Raw genomic sequence first — 19,285 nt, forward strand, 5'->3', positions numbered from 1 at the left:
TGCGCAGAGCAAATTGCTATTTACAAAGGGATCAGGGCTGGCTAAAAGAAGTCAATGCAATAACTTCACTAAATCAAAAAGATTGTGCAAGTATGTAGCTCAACACTCCACCACACATCAAGTATTTAGTCTCAGTTGCGGTTTGTACACAGCATTTGAGTTGAATTGATTGCTTTGAATTATCCTTTCTTTTGATGATGCATTCTAGATTTCCACCTGGCACTATTTCACCTTTTATGCTTATTACCTCGCTACCATCAAATATCTTTCTGGTTATTCCATTTTGGAATATAAGTGGAAGAACACCCATGCCGACCAAGTTGGACCTATGTATACGCTCAAAGCTTTCTGCAATGACAACTTTAACCCCCAACAATAAAGTACCCTTTGCTGCCCAATCCCTACTTGAACCTGTGCCATACTCCTTTCCTGCCACAATGATGAGAGCTTCCTTGTAGCGCATTGCTGCATCAAAAATCGACATAGTTTCTTGAGAAGGAATATATTTTGTATAGCCGCCTTCGATGCTTACCATTTCATTTTTTATTCTAATGTTAGCAAAAGTCCCACGCATCATTACATTGTGGTTACCACGACGAGACCCATACGAATTAAAGTCCTGTAGCTCAATTCCAAGATTTTTTAAATATATACCTGCAGGACTACTTGAGGCAATATTTCCAGCAGGGGAAATGTGGTCAGTGGTTACGCTATCGCCAAACATTGCCAATATTTGTGCACCTTTTATATCGATTTTATTATTTTTAGGTGATAAATTATCAAAATAGGGCGGATTTTGTATGTAAGTGCTATTTGCATCCCAATTATAGATTTCACTTTTTTCACACTTTATCTTTCGCCAATGTTCATCACCAGAAAAAACATCCTTATACTTTTGTATAAACATCTCACGTGTTACCACATTTTTAACACAATCTTCGATTTCATTGTTTGTTGGCCATATATCCTTGAGATGGACGTCATTTCCATTCTTATCTTTGCATATTGAATCTTTTGTCAGATCAATTTGCACAGTACCAGCAAGTGCATATGCAACAACAAGTGGCGTAGATGCCAAGTAATTAGCTTTGACTAACGGATGAATTCTTCCTTCAAAGTTACGATTGCCAGATAAAACTGCAGCAACGGTTAAGTTTTTGTTTTTAATGCCATCTTCTATATCTTTATTAAGTGGACCAGAATTCCCAATGCAAGTTGTGCAACCATATCCAACTAGATTAAAACCCAAAGCATTTAGATCTACCTGCAATCCAGACTTTTCTAAATATTCTGTTACAACTTGTGACCCTGGAGCAAGAGAAGTTTTAACCCAAGGCTTTGATTTTAATCCAAGTTTAATTGCATTACGAGCTACAAGACCTGCAGCAATCATCACACTTGGATTAGAAGTATTAGTGCAGCTTGTTATTGCTGCAATAACTACACTTCCATCTTGGAGTTTATCGCTTTCCTTTGACTCATTAACTAAAAATGATTTAGAAAAAGACTCTGCCACTTGTGAAAGAAAAACCTTATCTTGTGGTCTTTTGGGACCAGCCATTACTGGCTCCACGCTTGATAAATCAAGCTCTAGTGTGTCAAAAAATGCTAACTCGTCACTACTACGCCACAGTCCTTGCTCTTTCGCATAAGCCTCAACTAGCTTAATCAGCTTTTCTGGCCTTCCGGTTAAGCTTAAATAATCTAGCGTTTTTTGATCAATTGGAAAAAATCCACAAGTTGCGCCATACTCCGGGGCCATGTTTGCTATAGTGGCTCTATCTGCCAAAGATAAATAATCTAAACCATCACCATAAAATTCTACAAACTTACCAACAACGCCTTTTGTTCTTAGGATATTGGTAACCGTCAGCACTAAATCGGTCGCAGTTACTCCTTCCGACAATCTGCCAATTAATTTAAATCCAACTACTTCTGGAATCACCATACTAATTGGTTGACCAAGCATCACAGACTCAGCTTCTATGCCTCCAACACCCCAACCAAGAACTGATAATCCGTTAACCATTGTAGTATGGCTGTCAGTACCAACTAAAGTATCAGGATATATGACTCCATCATTATTACACACAACTTGCGCTAAATATTCAAGATTCACTTGGTGGCAAATCCCTGTGCCAGGCGGCACTACTCTAAAATTTGTGAAGGACGATTCTCCCCACTTTAAAAATTGATATCTCTCCAAATTTCTTTTTACTTCTAGCTCAACATTCTTACTGAATGCGGAAACACTTCCATAATTATCTACTTGAACAGAATGGTCAATCACAAGATCAACCGGTACAGAAGGATTTATGTTGCTCGGGTTTCCTCCATTTTTCTTAACATAGCTCCGCATTGAAGCTAGATCAACAACAGCAGGAACCCCTGTAAAATCTTGCATCAACACCCTTGCTGGTTTATAGCTAATTTCGTGATTAGTGTGTTTATTAACGCAGTCTGCTAGTACTCTTATGTCATCCAGCTTTACGTTTACTCCATCTTCATTACGCAATAAATTTTCAAGCAGCACCTTAAGTGAGCAGGGCAATTTAGTTACATCTGTCCCTAAAAATTCACTAGCACTACTTAGGCTAAAATAGCTGTATGACTTCCCGTCAATGTTTAAAGTCGTTTTTGCGTTTAAAGAATTGTTCATCCTATCACACTATATTAGTTAAAATTGGAATTACTACCGTTACTTTTTTGTTGTTGACCTTGCTGCTCATACATAGTTTCAAAATCTATAGGATCCAGCATCAGTGGGGGAAATCCACCACTACTTGTAACTCTTGCAATTATTTCTCTTGCAAAAGGAAAAAGAAAAGTAGGTCCACCAATAAACAAAGCTTGTCTTACTTCTTCCTCACTCAACTCTTTTAAATTTTCTATTGAAAAAATGCCACAATATTTCGTTTCACAAATGAAAGCTACGCCATCCTTTATGCCTTCATCTTTTACCGTTGCTTTGACTTCTATATGCAAAGTAATTTCATGGAAAGATTTTTCTTCATTCACTTCTTCTTTGTTTTTCGTCCCTTCTAATTTTGCTGAATTGATATTAACCATTACATTAATATCTGGAGCTTTACTAGAAGAAAGGAATGGCGAATTCGGATTCTCAAATGATAGATCTTTAACATATTGAACGTGAATTCTCATTTTTTGTTGTGGCATTTCTTACGTCTCCTTTAATTAAGTTGAGATATTTAATACTTTCTTATATAATATATTCATTTACAAACGAATAGCAAACCTGATTATAAGTTGATATGAAAAACATATTTTCATTAATAATGTTCGGATACTTTATATGCCAAGGAGTTGAGTTACTATGATAGAGCTTGTAATATATGCTTTATTAGCGGCGTTCATTTTTTCACGTTTGTATAATTCTTTAGGAAGGTCAGCCAACCTCAACCTAAAAAAGCTAACTAATGTATTGGATGTAAGCCGAAGTAGAGAAGATGTAGTAGAAAACATTGAGGGTTACATTGATAGCAATGATGAAAATTCAATAAAAGTTACTTATAAACAAATATTAAAAAAAAACAAAGATTTTTCTATTTCCCACTTTATAGAAGGTTCAAGCATAGCTTTTGAATTAATAATAAAATGTTTCAATCAAGGAAATTTGTCTCAGTTAAAACCACTTCTCGATAAAGACTTATATGATAATTTTGCAGAGAAGATTAAACATCGTAAAGAGGTGCACGAGTCTATAATTGTTTCTATCGTTTCACAAAAGATTTTAGAAATAAAGCTAGTAAAAAACGCAGTGTTTATTGCAGTATATTTCCTTTCAGAGCAAATTAACTTCGTTAAGAACAATGAAGGAGATATAATATCAGGTAGTACATCCACTATTAATAAAGTTGAGGATGTATGGCAATTCAAAAAAAATGTTAATTCATCAGACCCGAGCTGGTTGCTTGTTTCTATTCACTATAAAAAGACAAGTAACGATAAGACAAATGATAAGTAAGATGAGTTTTATTTGAAATGGAAAGCAAGCTACGCGAAATAGTACTTGACACTGAAACGACAGGTCTTGACACTGAATCTGGTCATCGAATTATTGAAATAGGGTGTGTGGAATTAATTAACCGCATTCCAACAGGTAAAGTATTCCATCGGTACCTTAACCCAGAAAGAGATATACCTTATCACTCGTTTAAGATTCACGGTATTAGTGAAGAATTTTTAGAAGATAAACCATTATTTTCAGATGTTGCACTTGAATTTCTTGACTTTATATCTAATGATATTTTGGTAATTCACAACGCTGAATTCGATGTTAAGTTCCTTAACATGGAGTTAAGCAAGCTGAATGCTGGGTTAATTTCCTCAGACAGAGTGCTAGATACATTACCTCTTGCGAGGAAAAAATTCGCAGGATCACCTGCTTCTTTGAATGCATTATGTAAGCGTTTTGATATATCGCTAGAGAATAGAGAATTGCACGGAGCACTAGTTGATGCTCAATTGCTTGCAAAGGTATATGTTGAACTTACAGGAGGGTTACAAACCTTTCTGTTTGATAATGAATGCAATCAGGACAGTAACTCCACATTCGTTCAGCATAAAGTACGTAATCTAACTCCCAGAGAACATTTACCAAATAGTGAAGAAATTGATGAACATAAGAAACTGTTAGACAAAATTAACAATACACTTTGGAATAAATATATTGAATAGGTTAACCAATAAAGATACAATTCAATTTTACTGAGAGCATTCTAATGGTAAGGTTTATAAGATTATTATCTAATGTGCTAGCAGCATTAGCAGTTGTTTTTTTAGGTTATTGTTATTTCACTAAAAAAGGCATATTTGCCCCAGCAGCGATTCACAACGCAGAAGTTAAGATAGGCGGAGATTTTTCTTTAATTAATCAGGACGGACAGATCTTGCGCAGTAGTGATTTTAAAGATAAATACATGATGATTTTCTTTGGGTTTTCCTCATGCAAAAGAATTTGCCCTATGAACCTTGGAATAATTTCAGAAACACTTGCAAAGTTAGATGAGAAAACTAACAACAAGCTACAAACATTCTTCATCACAGTCGATCCTGAGCGCGATAGCACGGAAAGACTTAAAGAATTTCAGCAGCAATTTGACCACAGAATACAAATATTAACTGGTGAAAGAGAAAAAATAGACGAAGTAATTGCAAAGTATAAAGTATATGCTAGCAAAGTTGGTGGAGAAGAAGAAATCAACCATTCTTCAATAATGTACCTTATTGGCCCTGGAGGAAAATATGTTACACACTTTGCAGCTGATTTAAATTCAGACGAAAGTCAATCTGATAAGATTTTGGCTGAGATAAGAAAATACGTAAACTGAATTATAGATTTTTCTGTTAATTAGTCGAGCATGCAACTGCATGAGCATTATGATTTGAGAGCAATCTCCATGGGAAGACACACACAACTGTACGAACGTTGTAGTTTGGGAGCAATTCCCACCAGTGGGGTGTCATCCCAGTGCGTGACACTTGTATCTTTATGATGTGAGGCATTAGAGCTAAAATACCTCACAGGGAGGGTGAAGCTGATGCGACACTAATGCCATTAAGCCAGATTTTGCTTCCCTTCCATAGAGTTAAAGACTGAACAGTATCTTTTGGAATTATATCCCGTATTACAAGGTTAGTCTAAACTCTCAGTTTATTTATAGTCTTGGAGGCAATTTTATGCAAGTAAATGCTATTTTAGGTGTGGATATTTCAAAAAAGAAATTTGATGTTTGTTTGTTAGTGGACAGTAAAAAACGACACAAAGTCTTTCAAAATAATCAAGATGGTTTTGCAAAACTTGTAGTTTGGTGCAATGGCCATGGAGCAAATCTTACTCATTTATGTCTTGAAGCAACTAGTTGGTATGGAGAAGATTTGGCTACTTTTATGCACGATTTAGGACATAATGTCAGTATAGTAAACCCAGCCCAAATCAAAGCTTTTGGCAAAAGTGAGCTGCTCAGAAATAAGACAGATAAATCAGATGCAGCTATGATAGCTAGATTTTGTATCGCCAACAAACCTGCTCTTTGGAAGCCCATTGCACCTGAAATGAGGCATTTGAGGGAGCTTTACCGTTGCATGCAATCGCTAAAAGATGATAAGGTGCAACAGACAAATCGCTTGGAAAACAAAAATATGCATTCCAGTTGCAAAGAAGCTATATCTAAAGTAATTTTGGCAATAGAGGAGCAAATTATTGTTCTCGAAAAAGAAATTAATGAGCATATAAATAACTATCCACATCTAAAAAATATGGTGGAAAACCTTAAGACTATAAAAGGTATAGGATATCTTACTGCTGTTGTCGCAGAAATGCCATCAGTTGATAACTTTGACAATGCTAAACAATTTACAGCTTTTGCTGGTCTAAATCCAGGACATTATCAATCGGGATCGTCAGTAAGTAAGAGAAGTTGCATATGCAAAATAGGATCTGAGCGTATTCGAAAAGCTCTTTATATGCCAGCTATAGTAGTCAAAAACCATAATAATCATTTTCAAAAGTTTTGTCAGCGTCTAGCAAGTAAAGGCAAATGTCCAAAAGTCATAGTTCTTGCGTTAATGCGAAAATTAATGCATGTCTTTTTTGGTATTCTTAAAAAGAATCAACCATTTAATTGTAATTTTGTTGGATAATTTGTTTGACAGCAGAGACAGTATCTGGGATCCAGCTTCTATGCAACTTAATTAAAAACGTTTGTTTTAGCGTAAGACAACTACCTTTAGCTCATCAGCTCAGTTATAAGCAAAATTTCTGGATTCCAGTGTCAAGCACTGGAATGACATCATCTGTTGTGCAATTTACCTTCAAAAATGAATGTTCGTACAGTTATGGAAGACACATTGGAATGACACTATTTGCTGTCTTCAAAAATAAACATTCGTAAAGTTGTGCTTTTAATATGGGTTATCAGTTTAAAAATGTTGCTAATCAGCATATATGAATGTAATATTAATTAACATTCATAAACGAAGCAATACCATGGAAAATAGTTATAATGCCGATGCAATAAAAATCTTAAGGGGTCTTGATGCTGTAAGGAAACGTCCAGGTATGTATATTGGTGACACTGACGATGGATCTGGCTTGCACCACATGGTATATGAGGTTGTTGATAACGCAATAGATGAATCTTTAGCTGGATATTGTGATCAAATTGAAGTTAGCATAAATAAAGATGGTTCAGTATCTGTAACTGATAATGGTCGTGGCATTCCAACTGACATTCATGAAGAAGAAGGAATATCAGCAGCAGAGGTAATAATGACTCAACTCCATGCTGGTGGTAAATTTGACAGCAATACCTATAAAGTTTCTGGGGGATTACATGGTGTTGGAATCTCAGTTGTGAATGCATTATCAAGCTGGTTGGAATTAATTATTTGGCGCAATAAGAAAGAACACTTTATGCGTTTCGAAGATGGTGAGTCTATTGAACCTTTAAAGGTAGTCAACGAAAATACAAACAAAAGAGGAACTAAAGTCACGTTCATGCCATCAACAGAGACTTTTAATGGCATTAATTTCAGTTACTCAACGCTTGAAAGTCGTATAAGAGAATTAGCATTTTTAAATTCAAATATCGACATTACTTTACGTGATCTGCGCAATGAACCATATACAGAATCTCATTTCAATCAGAGCAATCAATCTAAAGACAATTTTGGTACAGCAAATTTTGTGCAGTATTTAGATAAGAATAAGACACATGTAACTAAAATTGCCAGTATGAAAGGAGATGCAGAAGATCTTGGCATCAGCTTGGAAATATCGATGGAATGGAATGATTCCTACTATGAGAATATGTTGTGTTTCACTAATAATATACGGCAACGAGATGGTGGTACGCATTTGGCAGGATTTAGATCTGCACTAACTAGATGTATCAATGCCTATGCAACTAATGAAGGGTTTTTAAAGAAAGCAAAAGTAAATTTAACTGGAGAGGACGTTAGAGAAGGTTTAACTTGTGTTTTATCTCTTAAGATGCCTGATCCTAAGTTTTCTTCACAAACAAAAGATAAACTAGTTAGTTCTGAAGCACGTGCAGTTGTAGAAAGTATAGTTTCTGATAAATTGAGCACAATCCTTGAAACTGATCCCAAATTGGCAGCAAGCATAGTAGAAAGAGCAATCAGGTCAGCAAAAGGAAGAGAAGCTGCAAGAAAAGCGCGCGAGCTAGTTAAAAGCAAAAACAATATTGATATTGCAACTCTGCCAGGAAAGCTTGCTGATTGTCAGGAAAAAGCTCCTGAGTTATCGGAATTATTTATAGTAGAGGGTAATTCAGCAGGTGGTACTGCAAAGCAGGGGCGTAATCGTAAAACACAAGCAGTGCTTGCCTTAAGAGGAAAAATTCTAAACGTAGAACGTGTAAGTTTAGATCGTATTTTTTCATCTGCAGAAATAGGCTCTTTAATTACTGCAATTGGTGCTGGAATAGGGAGTGAACACTTCGATATTGAAAAAGCTAGATATCATAAAATTATCATCATGACAGATGCAGATGTTGATGGTTCACATATAAGAACTTTGATTCTAACTTTCTTTTTTAGACATATGCGTGAAGTTATTGAAAAAGGTTACTTATACATAGCACAGCCACCCCTCTATAAAGTTACAAAGAATGCCAAAGACACTTATATTAAAGATGACGAAACTTTTGAAGAGTATATAATAAACTCAGCAGTTAAAAGATTAACACTAAGTGGTACAGCTACAGAATTTCACAACTTGCGCCTTATTTTGAATAAATGCGTTAGCACTTCTAATATTAGCAAAAATTATGATAGAGAAATACCACAAAATCTCTTAGAGTCATTGCTAATTTTAAGTAAAAAGAATGCTCTATCATCGGCTGATGAGATATTAAAGTATTTGAAGTTAATGTACAGCGAATACACTTGGGAAGTGGAAATAAAAGATGAAGAAAAAGAAATTCATATCTCTAAATTGTTTCAAGGATTGGCAGACAAATATATATTTGCACTTAGTATGCTTGAAGGCAAAGATATGCAAAACATATTAAGTTTGCTTGATGGTATAAGTAATTTATTTAATGGTGATTCATTTTTAAAGTCACAAGAAACTGAAATAAGAATCACTTCTCCAAGTACGCTTGCAAAAATAATAATGGACTATGGTAAAAAGGGTTTAACTCTGCAGAGATTTAAAGGTCTTGGTGAAATGAATGCTGATCAGCTATGGGATACTACGTTAAATCCTGAGGCTAGAACTTTACTAAAGGTTGAAATAAAAGATTGTGAAGAAGCTGATTCCATATTTTCAATACTAATGGGTGATATAGTTGAACCACGCCGTGATTTTATTAATAGAAATGCACTCAACGTGCATGATGTTGATATTTGAACTTTTAGCAAAATGTACGAACGTTACGGGTTTAAGCAAAGACTGTGTCATTCAAGTAGCTGACACTGGTTCCTTTATAACGGTGTCATTTCAGTGCTTGACACTGGAATGGCTTTGTTGCATCGCTCAAGTGAAAAGAACCGGCAGTTACTGACAAAATTCATTATAAATAGCCATTTAACTGTTGAAGAAAAAATATGCCACAAAAAATGAGAGTCAGTAACTGCCATGAATATAACAAATTTCTCCAAGAAAGAGGAAGCATTTTTTGTTATATCAATGACGCCATAGAAAATTGGTACGAGAATTGTCCAAAAATGCAGGGCGGCAACTATATTTATAGTGATAAAGTTGTGATTTTGGTGCATATAATCGTCAGTTTCTTTAGAATTGGTTTAAGACAAACAGTCGGGTTTATAAAAGGGTACTTGCAACAAATAGGAAGAGATTTGGCAGTTATCAGCTATTCACAAGCATCAAGAAGGTTTAAGAAACTTAATATTAAGATAAATGATTGCAGAATTGATAAAAATAATATGGAAGATATCGAAATTGCTATAGACAGTACAGGAATTAGTATATACAACAACACTCCTGGTCACAGCAAGGAAAATAGCACTGACAGAAAATATCGTGGCTATGAGCAAACGAGAAAATTGCACGTAATGTTGAATATAAACAACAAAAAAGCCATAGCTGTAAAATACAGTAATGGTGTCTACTCTGATCACTATGGAGCTTGTGATTTGCTAAAAGAAGTTGATTTTCAGCATGCCATAAAAGCACTATATGCAGATAGAGCATGTGATAGGCACAAGTTTTATAAGTTGTGTAACAAATATGATATAAAGACAAAAATTCCACCAATAAACAATGCGGCAGAACATCCAGAAATAGATTATATGTCTGACAGGAATGCTGCTATTAGGTTAATAAAATTATACGGTGAAGATGGCATGAAAGAATGGAAAAAAGAAGTAAATTATGGGAAAAGATCTTATATTGAAGGGTTTTTCTCAAGATTAAAGCAAATATTCGGATTTAGTTTTAGGAATAAATCTGAGATAAATCGAGAAAAAGAACTGCTAATCAAATGCTATTTGCTTAATAAATTCACTGATATTGGTATGGCTAAATTTGAAATAGTTACATGAATTTACCATAAATCACCATCTCATAAAGTGTGATGCAACAAAGCCCACTGGAATCCAGTTATTTGGATTTTGACTCTCATATAAAGACCAAGAGACTAGGCAGTATTTCTAAAGCTTATACAAAGCATAAAATGGGTTTACTGTTGCATAGTGCCTAGCAAAGACGGATTACCTTTAGGTCTATCTTCCCAACAATGTTGGGCGCGTTCTATTAGGGAAGAAGAAACGGCACAAGAAAAAGCAAACAGAAAATACCGTACCTCCATAGAAGAAAAAGAAAGTTACAAGTGGATAACAGCTCTCAAAGAAACTATAAACAACCTTCCTCCAACTGTACAACTTGTTACCCTTGGTGATAGGGAAGCAGACATCTTCAAATTTTTATGGGTGGCTGAGACGTTAGGTAGTTTTTATGTAATCCGCAATCGAGCTAATAGAAGATTTATCTGTACTGAAGTCGGAAAAACAGATTTGCAAACACGCATCACTCAACTGCCAGTAAAAAAGAAAATTTCTCTAGAAGTTACTAAAGGTGGAAACCAGAGATCAAGAAAAGCTAATATTGAAGTTAAGTATATGAAAGCCTATCAGATCTTCTTCCATTTATGGGTAAGGTCATAATTAACCGTGAAAGGTTACGTGTAATGCTTCTTCACATAATTATCAATAATTGCCTTAAATTCTTCAGAGACATTATCACCTTGTAAAGTTTTGAAATATTTGCCGTTTTTGTAGACTGCTGAAACAGGTTTTTCTCCATATCCAGGTAAGCTGATTCCCAAATTTGCGTGTTTGCTTTCTCCAGGACCATTTACTATGCATCCCATAACAGCAATGTTCATATGCTCTACACCTGGATTTTTTTTCTTCCACATCGGCATATGAGTTTTTATATAGCCATTCACTTCTTCAGTTAATATACGAAAACGATCGCTGCTCGTGCGCCCACAACCAGGACATGAATTAACCTGAGGGTTAAAGTATCGCAAGCCTATAGACTGCAATATTTCCTGACACACCACCACTTCATTAGTGCGCGATTCACCAGGACGTTGAGTCAAAGAAGCCCGTATTGTATCTCCAATGCCATTTTGCAATAAATAAGTAAGCCCTGCTGCGGTATTTACCACACCTTTATTGCCCATACCAGCCTCAGTTAAACCCAAATGCAGCGCATAATTGGAAGATTTTGCAAGTGCCATATAAACTAAAATTAAATCTTGCACTTTGCTAACTTTACATGAAATGATTATTTTGTTTGAATTTAGACCAATTCCTTCAGCTTTTTTTGCACTATCAAGAGCAGACATTACAAGTGCTTTGCGCAGTATAACATCAGAAGGCCTTGAATTACTAAGCGAAGAGTTTTCATCCATCAATTTTTGCAAAAGGTATTTATCAAGACTACCCCAATTTACCCCAATTCTAACCGGAAGATCGTGCATTATTGCATACTCTATCACCCTTTCAAACTTCTCATCACGTTTGTCGCCAAAGCCTATATTGCCTGGATTGATTCTAATTTTACCCAGCATTTTGATGTTGTCTGGATAATCTTGAACTAATTTATCTAGCTCATATTGACCGCAGCCTACCAATATTTTACCGTCAAAACCTTCTTTATTTATCTCTTCTACTATATAAGGTATTGCTCTTGCTACCTCCTCTGAGTTCAAGGCAATTCGCACCAATTCTGAACCTGTACGCGCTAGTTCTGTTATCTCTTTTGCATAATGTTTTGCGCTACTTTTTATATTATCAGAATCTATATGCACACCAAGCGCCATAGATTGTACAACTACAGGATTATTTCCGCCTATCTTTACTTTTCCAACTTCTACAACATGAGTTTTGTGCCCGGAAATTGGCGATAATTCACATGCATCGTCATTCAATATCAGGTCTGTATCTAGCATATTATTAATTGTGATACTATTTTACTGTGTCAGCTACGCTGCCAAACGAACTTGAACCATTCAAACTATAAGCATCTACGTTATCCAAATTAGCAATAGAATCATGTGAGCACGTTCTTCTTGAAGGAGTTTCTTTTATAGTGATATTTATAGGAGAAACTTTCTTTTCTCGTGTTGAAGTAACTTTCTTCCCTTCTTGTTGTTCACTTTCATGCTGCTTACTTTCATACTGAGAAACTGGCTCTTGATCTATAAATACAGCACCCTTTAAACGTGCGATATTAATACCATGCTGATTTATCATAGCGCTCTCTTCATCGTCGACTATGCACGCTTCCATGTCATTTGGCTCATTATCAAGACTAGCAATTTTTTTCTCTTTTAATTTTTTGATTAGATCTTCTTTATTTATGGCTCGATCTTGTGACTTTTTTTTCTTGAGCAATTCCCTACGCTTCTCATACAGTTTATATGACTCAGCAAAATCCTCATCTGTATGAAAGTTTGCACCACCAGGGTTACCAGGAGGTATGTATCTCTTACTGAGCTTAGATTTAGCTCCAGCACTATGCACAGTAAAAAAGCTAGAAACCAAAAACATTAATATAAACAAAACTTTAGAAAAAATCCTAAGCATATGGTGCTATAGTAAATATCGTGTTTTAAAAGATAGCAATTAACAAACTTTAAGTAAACCAGAATCTTTACTAACTTTACAATACAAATATTTTTCTAAAAAGTGATATGTTTACTATCAAAAAATCTACATAGGCTAAGAGAAGAGGAAGGTGTTACAAGTTGCGTAACACCTTTTCAAGAAAAGTGTTATGCAGCTATATGTTTGTCAACTTTTAAGTCATTCCGTAGTTTTTTAGTACCATCGGTAGCATCTACATTATTAAGTTTTGCGTCTGGTGTATCTTTAGACAAGTTCTTTTCTTTCTCCCTTTCACACTTAACTCCCTGATAGATACAGAATGCAACAAAACTAGTTATCGCTATTACGGCAACAGCAGTGGCTATGGTACAAATTAGTAGTGTTTTTTCTTGATCTGCTACTGCCTCTGCAAGTGTTTCCACTTTTTTTGCAGGCCGTTTAAGTGCTCTTGCATACCTTGAAACTGCTCAGTACCAATCTTGTCTTTTAATGCACTAAAAACTTTTTCAAACTGCTCAGCATCTATCTTTTGAGCTTCTTGCCATTCTTTTAATGCACCAAAAACTTTTTCAAACTGCTCAGCATCGATTTTTGACTTTCTTGCAATTCTGTTACACCTAACCAATTGCACAAAATTCCTTTTACCATTTTAACCCCCTAGTTAATTAATATATTATAATTTTACATTCCCAATGTTTAAATTATTATTAAATTAACTGTCATTATGTATTGACCTTTTAATCATTTTGTTTGACTTGCTTTTTGAAAGTGCGGAAACTTAAATTAAGGTATTACAAGATTGTTATTCAACCAATATCTCTCTTTTCCCTGAGTAATTTGGAGCGCTGACAATACCTTCCTTTTCCATTCTCTCAACGATGTTTGCTGCTCTGTTATAGCCTATTCTAAGCTGCCTTTGAATGTAACTGGTTGAAACTTTTTGATCTCTTTGAATGATGGCCACTGCTTGGTTATAGAGGTCATTTTCTTCATCCTCCGTTTCATCGTGTGATTCTGTAGAAGAATTTTCATCTTCTTTAGTGATTTCCTCCATGTAGTTTGGCTCACCTTGCATTTTCAGATGATCAACTATATCTTGCACCTCATTATCACTTACAAATGGGCCGTGAACTCGAATGATCTTACCACCAGAGGCCATATAGAGCATGTCACCCATGCCGAGCAATTGTTCAGCCCCTTGTTCGCCAAGTATTGTACGGCTATCTATTTTAGAAGTAACAGCAAAACTGATTCTCGTTGGAAAGTTCGCCTTTATCACACCTGTGATCACATCCACAGATGGGCGTTGTGTTGCCATTATGATGTGTATTCCTGCAGCACGAGCCATCTGAGCTAAGCGTTGAATAGAGCACTCTATTTCTTTGCCGGCAACAAGCATCAAATCTGCCATTTCATCCACGATCACTACAATATATGGAAATGTTTCCATCTTGATTGGTATTTTTTCAAACAGAGGTTTGCCTGTTGTTGAGTTAAAGCCAATCTGCACAACGCGCTCCAATTCTATTCCACTATTCATCGCTTCTGTGATTTTTTGATTATAGTTTATAACATTGCGTACATTCAAATACGACATCATGCGATAGCGGTTTTCCATTTCTTTCACTATCCACTTAAGAGCGACTACAGCCTTTTTTGGCTCTGTTACCACTGGCGTTATTAGATGTGGTATTGCATCATATATTGAAAGCTCAAGCATTTTGGGGTCGATCATTATCATCTTGCATTCGTCAGGACTTAATCGATAAACGAGTGAAAGAATCATAGTGTTAATCGCAACTGATTTACCAGACCCTGTGGTTCCAGCAACGAGCAAGTGAGGCATTTTAGTTAGATCTGCAATAACTGGTTTTCCACTTATTTCTTTGCCAAGCGCAATTGGAAGATTTAAGTTTGCATTTTGGTATTCTGGTGATTCAAGCAAATCACGCAGCATTACAATTTCCCGTTCCTTGTTCGGCAACTCTATTCCCATAGCATTTTGCCCACGAATTATTGAAATACGTGCAGAGAGTGCACTCATCGAACGTGCAATGTCATCTGCAAGGCCAATTACTCTTGCAGATTTCGTACCAGCTTGTGGTTCAAGTTTGTATAAAGTCACAACCGGCCCATAGCATACACTGATAATTTTTCCTTGCACGCCAAAATCACTCAGGACTTGTTCCAGCAGAGATAAATTTTTATTGCTCTCCATTTCATTCAGCTGTTTTCTCTGCAAAGACTCCTCTGCTTTGGAAAGTAAATGAATGCTTGGAAATTCGAACTCACTGAAAATTTCTTCGGTAGCTTTTTTCTGTCTTTCTTTTGGTTGTTGTTTAGTAGTGATTTTAGTTCTATGTTTTTCTTCTACTACTAATGGTGCAATTGAATACTCAGTAGTTTTATGTGATCTGAAGAATGGAACATTTACAAATAAGCAAGCTATTTTTTTACATAAGAAGAATAGAGAGTAAATTGCTCTCTTCCAACCAACAGATCCTACAAGACCTATTAATGTTACTATCACAAAAACATAAAACGGGCAGTTATTAACGAGTGCATTCCCTATTATTCCACTGTGTCTATACCTTGCTGTGATGCCTAGCGAAAGTTGTGGTAATATAGCACATACCCCTAAATTGATTAATATTAAATAGAGAATTTTCAGCAGTATTTTTGCTGGCCTGAAGATCAACAAGTAAACTATGGTTGTAGCTATTGTAACACTAGTTAATCCAAGAAATTGAACCAATATATCAGCTAAATATGAACCTACTATTCCACCTAAATTTGTCACTTCCTCATTTGTAGCCGTGTTTAAGGAAGGATCTTTATAGTTATAGCTAAAAACTGATATATATATATATATTAAAAGGGATAGATATATTGATGATTTTAGATATTTTTTTAACATCTACCTAAAGTAGTAAGCTACTGTATATTTTACAAAGTGAATTGTTATTAGCAATATCATTATAGATAAATCTAATCCGTTGAACGGTGGTATATATCTTCTAATAATCTTTAGTGGTGGATATGTCAATTGGTTCAAGATGTGCATTATGCTACTGACAGTTTCATTATATATGTTCACCATATTAAGTTTAACCAGCCAGTTTAGGACAACCCAACATATTAGAATGAAGCTATAAAGATCAAGTAACGTATTGAGTAGATATATGATTGGATGCATACATATCTATTACACGAAAGTTATATAAAAGACAAGTATTTAGCCTTTTCAAACTCAAAATGTTGTTTTTGCTGAACCAAAAAAAACTTCATTTTTTGAGCTGGGCAAAGCCACCTAAAGTAGAGAATGGACAAGGAAGGAGGGGTGTATAATATATATTAATGTTGGTATTTATTTCTTATAAATATCATCTCTATGTCCTATCTCTGTGATAGTTACTATATGATCTAATTGATTTACTCTGTAAATTACACGATAGTCACCAACTCTTAGCCTTCTACATCCTTTTAAGTTATGATGTAGTGGTTCACCAAAATTTATTGGGTCAACTGTAAGACGTTCTTTTATAGCCTTTTGAACTCTTAGCCTTATTGTCTTTGGAAGGTTTGGTAAATCTTTTTCAACAACACTCTTTAGAGACTTAACCTTGTAACGCTCTAATCCCACTTAATATCTTCAAAATCAACTGTTTCTGCATTTTCAACATCACGCTCATCAGAAATTTTAGATACTAAAAAATCCTCCATTTCAAGCTCAACTGCTTCTCTAAATAGTTTTCCTGCTAATTCTTGAACGGGCTGTTTAGTAAATTCAGATAATTCAGCAAGATGCTTTAAAGTTTCTTCGCTAAGAGCTATGTTAATGCCTGAATTTGCCATATGTTTTACCAAAGTCCACTAATAATTATACAACATTTTTTTTAATTTTTCAATAAAGGAAGGAAGGAGGGCTGTATAAAAATATATTTAATGTTTATCAAGTAGCCTTCTCATAAATGGTGTCTCTATGTCCTGCTGTAGCAACAAATACCTTATGTTTTGCAATATTTACAGTATAAATAATTCGATAATCACTAACCCTTATTCTTCTATACCCTTTTAGCCTGCCACGTAATGGTTTATCAAATTTAATTGGATCAGTTGTAAGCCGCTCGTTTATCGCTTTTGTAATCCTTGATCTTATTGTTTTTGGAAGATTTAGAAAATCTCTTTCAGTAAAGTTTTTTGAGTAGACAATATCGTATTTCAGTTTATGTCCTCTCCCTTTCAGATAGTACTGTGTTCCAGTCTACATCCTCACATTCCTTAATAGTTTTATATAACGCAATATCTTCTACTTCGCACTCGATTCCTTCGATGACTAACCTTTTTGCTAGTTCTTGAACGGACTCCTTGGTGATTTCAGCTAACTTAGTAAGGTTATGTGAAGTTTTTGGGTCAAAAGTTACACTAATTCCTGAATCTGTCATATGTTTTACCAAAGTCTACTAATAATTATACAACATTTTTCTGAATTTTTCAATAAAGGAAGTTGATGATATGTAAGAAAAATTTTGCCACCTGCGTTAATAAATAATTAAAGATTTAGCATATTTATCTACCCTCTATTCTATTACTTAAGTTAGACCACTTCTTTCTATTAATATTTTTTGTTTATAAAGATGAGCAGTTACTCATCACGCAGTTGATCTATGGATATAATACTACCGTTTGATAGTTTTTCAGTACATTTTTCACTTTTGTATTCTTTATCAGAGTCGATACTGATTTTGTCAAATATTAAAACATCTCCTGAAATTTTATCACGAAACTCACTAATAGCAAAAAACGGTATAGTAATTCGCTCTTGTTTTCCTTGAAAACTCAAACTGACGCTAAATTTATCCTCAGAAACTTTTAAATCATAGAATTGATGCTGTAATATAATAAGCATTTGAGTAGGGTATGACTTTTTCAAACGATCTGGCATGGTCACACCATTAAAATATGTGAAAAATAATATTTCTAAGTGAGGGATAAAACCATTACCTGATATAACATCTAAAGTCTTTTTGATAACTTGAAACTTAGCAGAATTAAGCAGTTTTTTGTAATCTGTTTGCTCCATATAACTTTCACATACGTAAATTTTGGGGGAACTTCTGTTACCCGGCGTTCCCTGAACCGTGCTTTAGTAATAAATTGATTGTGCTAAATTAAGCAGCAACACAACATTCATTACTACCAGCAGCAAAGTTATCGTTTGCATTTAAATTATGAACTCTTAGCGGTGGTGTCTAACCGAGCAAAGCTACCATCTTTACTATGCATGTCGATCCTTATTCGTCCCCGTATAAATTAAAAAACATGGTGGAGACGCCGAGTACTGCCCTCGGGTCCAATACACCTATTACAAGGTAATTTTATTGCTATAGTACACAAAATGTACATAGCTATTATATAGCAACATTAAATAAATGTCAAGATATTATGACCTTAAGTTGATTTATTGCTAAAACAAAATTAATATTTCCAGTAAAAAATTCTGTGCTCTTAACCTGACACATATGGCTTTTTGAATACTCTCAATGAAAATATTTATAAATAAATATTTACTCTTCTTTTTTATTGTTTTTAGGTTTTCCTTGATCAACCATTTCTCCACCGATCTCTTTTATTTTTAGTATCAACGACTCTGGTACATACATGTCAATTACTTCTTCTGCTGTCACAAATAAAGCCTGATAAGAGTGTGAATTTATTATCCAATTAGACAATATGTCTTCTGCTTCTATTTTATACTCTCCCTCTTTTTTGTCATATACTGTGTAGCAATATAAGTGCACAGCAAAAAATAATACATAAGAGAGCAATATTCCTTTAAGCACTCCGAGAAAGATTCCAGTAACTCTATCGATAAACCCCAACCTTATGGGTGATAATATGTACATTAGCCAGTTATTTATTATCATGAATATAAGATTAAGTATAATAAATACAGAGATTGTAGAAAGTATGTTTAGTGTAACTTTAGAATCAAAATATTTACTATAATTTGGAGTGAAAAAATCATAGTGATTAGCTGTCAGAAAGACCGATAAAAATAGAAACATTAGTGCGCATAGCTCTTTTATAAAGCCTCTAGTTACCGAGATTATTACGCATAGGACAACAATGAAGATAATTAGGCTATCGAAAAGCATGT

23 protein-coding genes and 1 other RNA gene are annotated in these 19,285 nt (G+C 34.8%); 9 read left to right on the forward strand and 15 right to left on the reverse strand.

Annotation, left to right across the window (positions count from 1 at the left end):
- Nucleotides 1-73: 73 nt before the first annotated feature.
- Together acnA and secB are read right to left on the reverse strand one after the other, a co-directional pair.
- Nucleotides 74-2,659, reverse strand: a complete 2,586-nt coding sequence (gene acnA / locus ONI09_RS05700; protein WP_265013927.1) for an aconitate hydratase AcnA — start codon at nucleotides 2,657-2,659, stop codon at nucleotides 74-76.
- Nucleotides 2,660-2,673: 14 nt separating this feature from the next.
- Nucleotides 2,674-3,177 carry a protein-export chaperone SecB gene (gene secB / locus ONI09_RS05705; RefSeq protein WP_265013928.1) on the reverse strand — a complete coding sequence of 168 codons (504 nt, stop codon included), beginning with the start codon at nucleotides 3,175-3,177 and terminating at the stop codon, nucleotides 2,674-2,676.
- A gap of 157 nt (nucleotides 3,178-3,334) precedes the next feature.
- Between secB and ONI09_RS05710 the strand changes: the two genes are divergently transcribed.
- From ONI09_RS05710 to ONI09_RS05750, 9 genes are all read left to right on the forward strand, one after another.
- Nucleotides 3,335-3,985, forward strand: a complete 651-nt coding sequence (locus ONI09_RS05710) for a Tim44/TimA family putative adaptor protein (RefSeq protein ID WP_010962367.1) — start codon at nucleotides 3,335-3,337, stop codon at nucleotides 3,983-3,985.
- Between the two features lie 17 nt (nucleotides 3,986-4,002).
- Nucleotides 4,003-4,698: a DNA polymerase III subunit epsilon gene (dnaQ, locus tag ONI09_RS05715; protein WP_065094937.1), complete on the forward strand. Its 696-nt coding sequence runs from the start codon at nucleotides 4,003-4,005 to the stop codon at nucleotides 4,696-4,698.
- 44 nt (nucleotides 4,699-4,742) lie between these two features.
- Nucleotides 4,743-5,351 (forward strand): SCO family protein, encoded by a 609-nt coding sequence (locus ONI09_RS05720; protein ID WP_265013929.1) that lies wholly within the window; start codon nucleotides 4,743-4,745, stop codon nucleotides 5,349-5,351.
- Between the two features lie 30 nt (nucleotides 5,352-5,381).
- Nucleotides 5,382-5,516, forward strand: a complete 135-nt coding sequence (locus ONI09_RS05725; protein ID WP_265013930.1) for a hypothetical protein — start codon at nucleotides 5,382-5,384, stop codon at nucleotides 5,514-5,516.
- Between the two features lie 184 nt (nucleotides 5,517-5,700).
- Nucleotides 5,701-6,663 (forward strand): IS110 family RNA-guided transposase, encoded by a 963-nt coding sequence (locus tag ONI09_RS05730; RefSeq protein WP_265013931.1) that lies wholly within the window; start codon nucleotides 5,701-5,703, stop codon nucleotides 6,661-6,663.
- A gap of 5 nt (nucleotides 6,664-6,668) precedes the next feature.
- The gene (locus ONI09_RS05735) at nucleotides 6,669-6,914 is read left to right on the forward strand and encodes a hypothetical protein (RefSeq protein ID WP_264707604.1); all 246 of its coding nucleotides are present in this window, start codon (nucleotides 6,669-6,671) and stop codon (nucleotides 6,912-6,914) included.
- 95 nt (nucleotides 6,915-7,009) lie between these two features.
- Nucleotides 7,010-9,397, forward strand: a complete 2,388-nt coding sequence (gyrB, locus tag ONI09_RS05740) for a DNA topoisomerase (ATP-hydrolyzing) subunit B (RefSeq protein ID WP_265013932.1) — start codon at nucleotides 7,010-7,012, stop codon at nucleotides 9,395-9,397.
- A 197-nt stretch (nucleotides 9,398-9,594) separates the two neighbouring features.
- Nucleotides 9,595-10,551 (forward strand): IS5 family transposase, encoded by a 957-nt coding sequence (locus ONI09_RS05745; RefSeq protein ID WP_253303014.1) that lies wholly within the window; start codon nucleotides 9,595-9,597, stop codon nucleotides 10,549-10,551.
- A gap of 150 nt (nucleotides 10,552-10,701) precedes the next feature.
- Nucleotides 10,702-11,172: a hypothetical protein gene (locus tag ONI09_RS05750; protein WP_265013933.1), complete on the forward strand. Its 471-nt coding sequence runs from the start codon at nucleotides 10,702-10,704 to the stop codon at nucleotides 11,170-11,172.
- Between the two features lie 14 nt (nucleotides 11,173-11,186).
- Here the strand turns inward: ONI09_RS05750 and ispG are convergent, their stop codons facing one another.
- The 13 genes from ispG to ONI09_RS05815 form a co-directional block, all read right to left on the reverse strand.
- On the reverse strand, nucleotides 11,187-12,467 hold the full coding sequence (ispG, locus tag ONI09_RS05755) for a flavodoxin-dependent (E)-4-hydroxy-3-methylbut-2-enyl-diphosphate synthase (protein WP_265013934.1): 1,281 nt from the start codon (nucleotides 12,465-12,467) through the stop codon (nucleotides 11,187-11,189).
- A gap of 16 nt (nucleotides 12,468-12,483) precedes the next feature.
- Nucleotides 12,484-13,104, reverse strand: coding sequence for a TRP75-related protein (locus ONI09_RS05760; protein ID WP_065094679.1), 621 nt, complete (start codon nucleotides 13,102-13,104; stop codon nucleotides 12,484-12,486).
- A 188-nt stretch (nucleotides 13,105-13,292) separates the two neighbouring features.
- Nucleotides 13,293-13,547 (reverse strand): hypothetical protein, encoded by a 255-nt coding sequence (locus ONI09_RS05765; RefSeq protein WP_265013935.1) that lies wholly within the window; start codon nucleotides 13,545-13,547, stop codon nucleotides 13,293-13,295.
- Complete coding sequence (locus ONI09_RS05770; RefSeq protein WP_265013936.1) at nucleotides 13,523-13,756, reverse strand: hypothetical protein; 234 nt, start codon at nucleotides 13,754-13,756, stop codon at nucleotides 13,523-13,525. Before ONI09_RS05770 ends, ONI09_RS05765 begins: the two co-directional genes overlap by 25 nt.
- Before the next feature lie 171 nt (nucleotides 13,757-13,927).
- Nucleotides 13,928-16,042, reverse strand: coding sequence for an FtsK/SpoIIIE family DNA translocase (locus tag ONI09_RS05775; protein WP_265013937.1), 2,115 nt, complete (start codon nucleotides 16,040-16,042; stop codon nucleotides 13,928-13,930).
- The gene (locus tag ONI09_RS05780; RefSeq protein WP_006279515.1) at nucleotides 16,043-16,321 is read right to left on the reverse strand and encodes a YggT family protein; all 279 of its coding nucleotides are present in this window, start codon (nucleotides 16,319-16,321) and stop codon (nucleotides 16,043-16,045) included.
- A gap of 171 nt (nucleotides 16,322-16,492) precedes the next feature.
- Nucleotides 16,493-16,768: a type II toxin-antitoxin system RelE family toxin gene (locus ONI09_RS05785; RefSeq protein WP_015588829.1), complete on the reverse strand. Its 276-nt coding sequence runs from the start codon at nucleotides 16,766-16,768 to the stop codon at nucleotides 16,493-16,495.
- The gene (locus ONI09_RS05790; RefSeq protein ID WP_265013938.1) at nucleotides 16,759-16,980 is read right to left on the reverse strand and encodes a hypothetical protein; all 222 of its coding nucleotides are present in this window, start codon (nucleotides 16,978-16,980) and stop codon (nucleotides 16,759-16,761) included. Before ONI09_RS05790 ends, ONI09_RS05785 begins: the two co-directional genes overlap by 10 nt.
- A gap of 97 nt (nucleotides 16,981-17,077) precedes the next feature.
- Nucleotides 17,078-17,371, reverse strand: coding sequence for a type II toxin-antitoxin system RelE family toxin (locus tag ONI09_RS05795; RefSeq protein ID WP_320109957.1), 294 nt, complete (start codon nucleotides 17,369-17,371; stop codon nucleotides 17,078-17,080).
- Nucleotides 17,352-17,570 carry a hypothetical protein gene (locus ONI09_RS05800; protein WP_265013939.1) on the reverse strand — a complete coding sequence of 73 codons (219 nt, stop codon included), beginning with the start codon at nucleotides 17,568-17,570 and terminating at the stop codon, nucleotides 17,352-17,354. The genes ONI09_RS05795 and ONI09_RS05800 overlap by 20 nt, the downstream gene beginning before the upstream one ends.
- A gap of 200 nt (nucleotides 17,571-17,770) precedes the next feature.
- The gene (locus tag ONI09_RS05805; protein WP_006279412.1) at nucleotides 17,771-18,208 is read right to left on the reverse strand and encodes a ClpXP protease specificity-enhancing factor SspB; all 438 of its coding nucleotides are present in this window, start codon (nucleotides 18,206-18,208) and stop codon (nucleotides 17,771-17,773) included.
- A 23-nt stretch (nucleotides 18,209-18,231) separates the two neighbouring features.
- Nucleotides 18,232-18,568: a transfer-messenger RNA gene (ssrA, locus tag ONI09_RS05810) on the reverse strand.
- Nucleotides 18,569-18,692: 124 nt separating this feature from the next.
- Nucleotides 18,693-19,283: a CvpA family protein gene (locus ONI09_RS05815; protein WP_265013940.1), complete on the reverse strand. Its 591-nt coding sequence runs from the start codon at nucleotides 19,281-19,283 to the stop codon at nucleotides 18,693-18,695.
- Between the last annotated feature and the right edge of the window lie 2 nt (nucleotides 19,284-19,285).

Source organism: Wolbachia endosymbiont of Drosophila pseudotakahashii (assembly GCF_026015925.1).
Lineage (GTDB): Bacteria > Pseudomonadota > Alphaproteobacteria > Rickettsiales > Anaplasmataceae > Wolbachia > Wolbachia pipientis.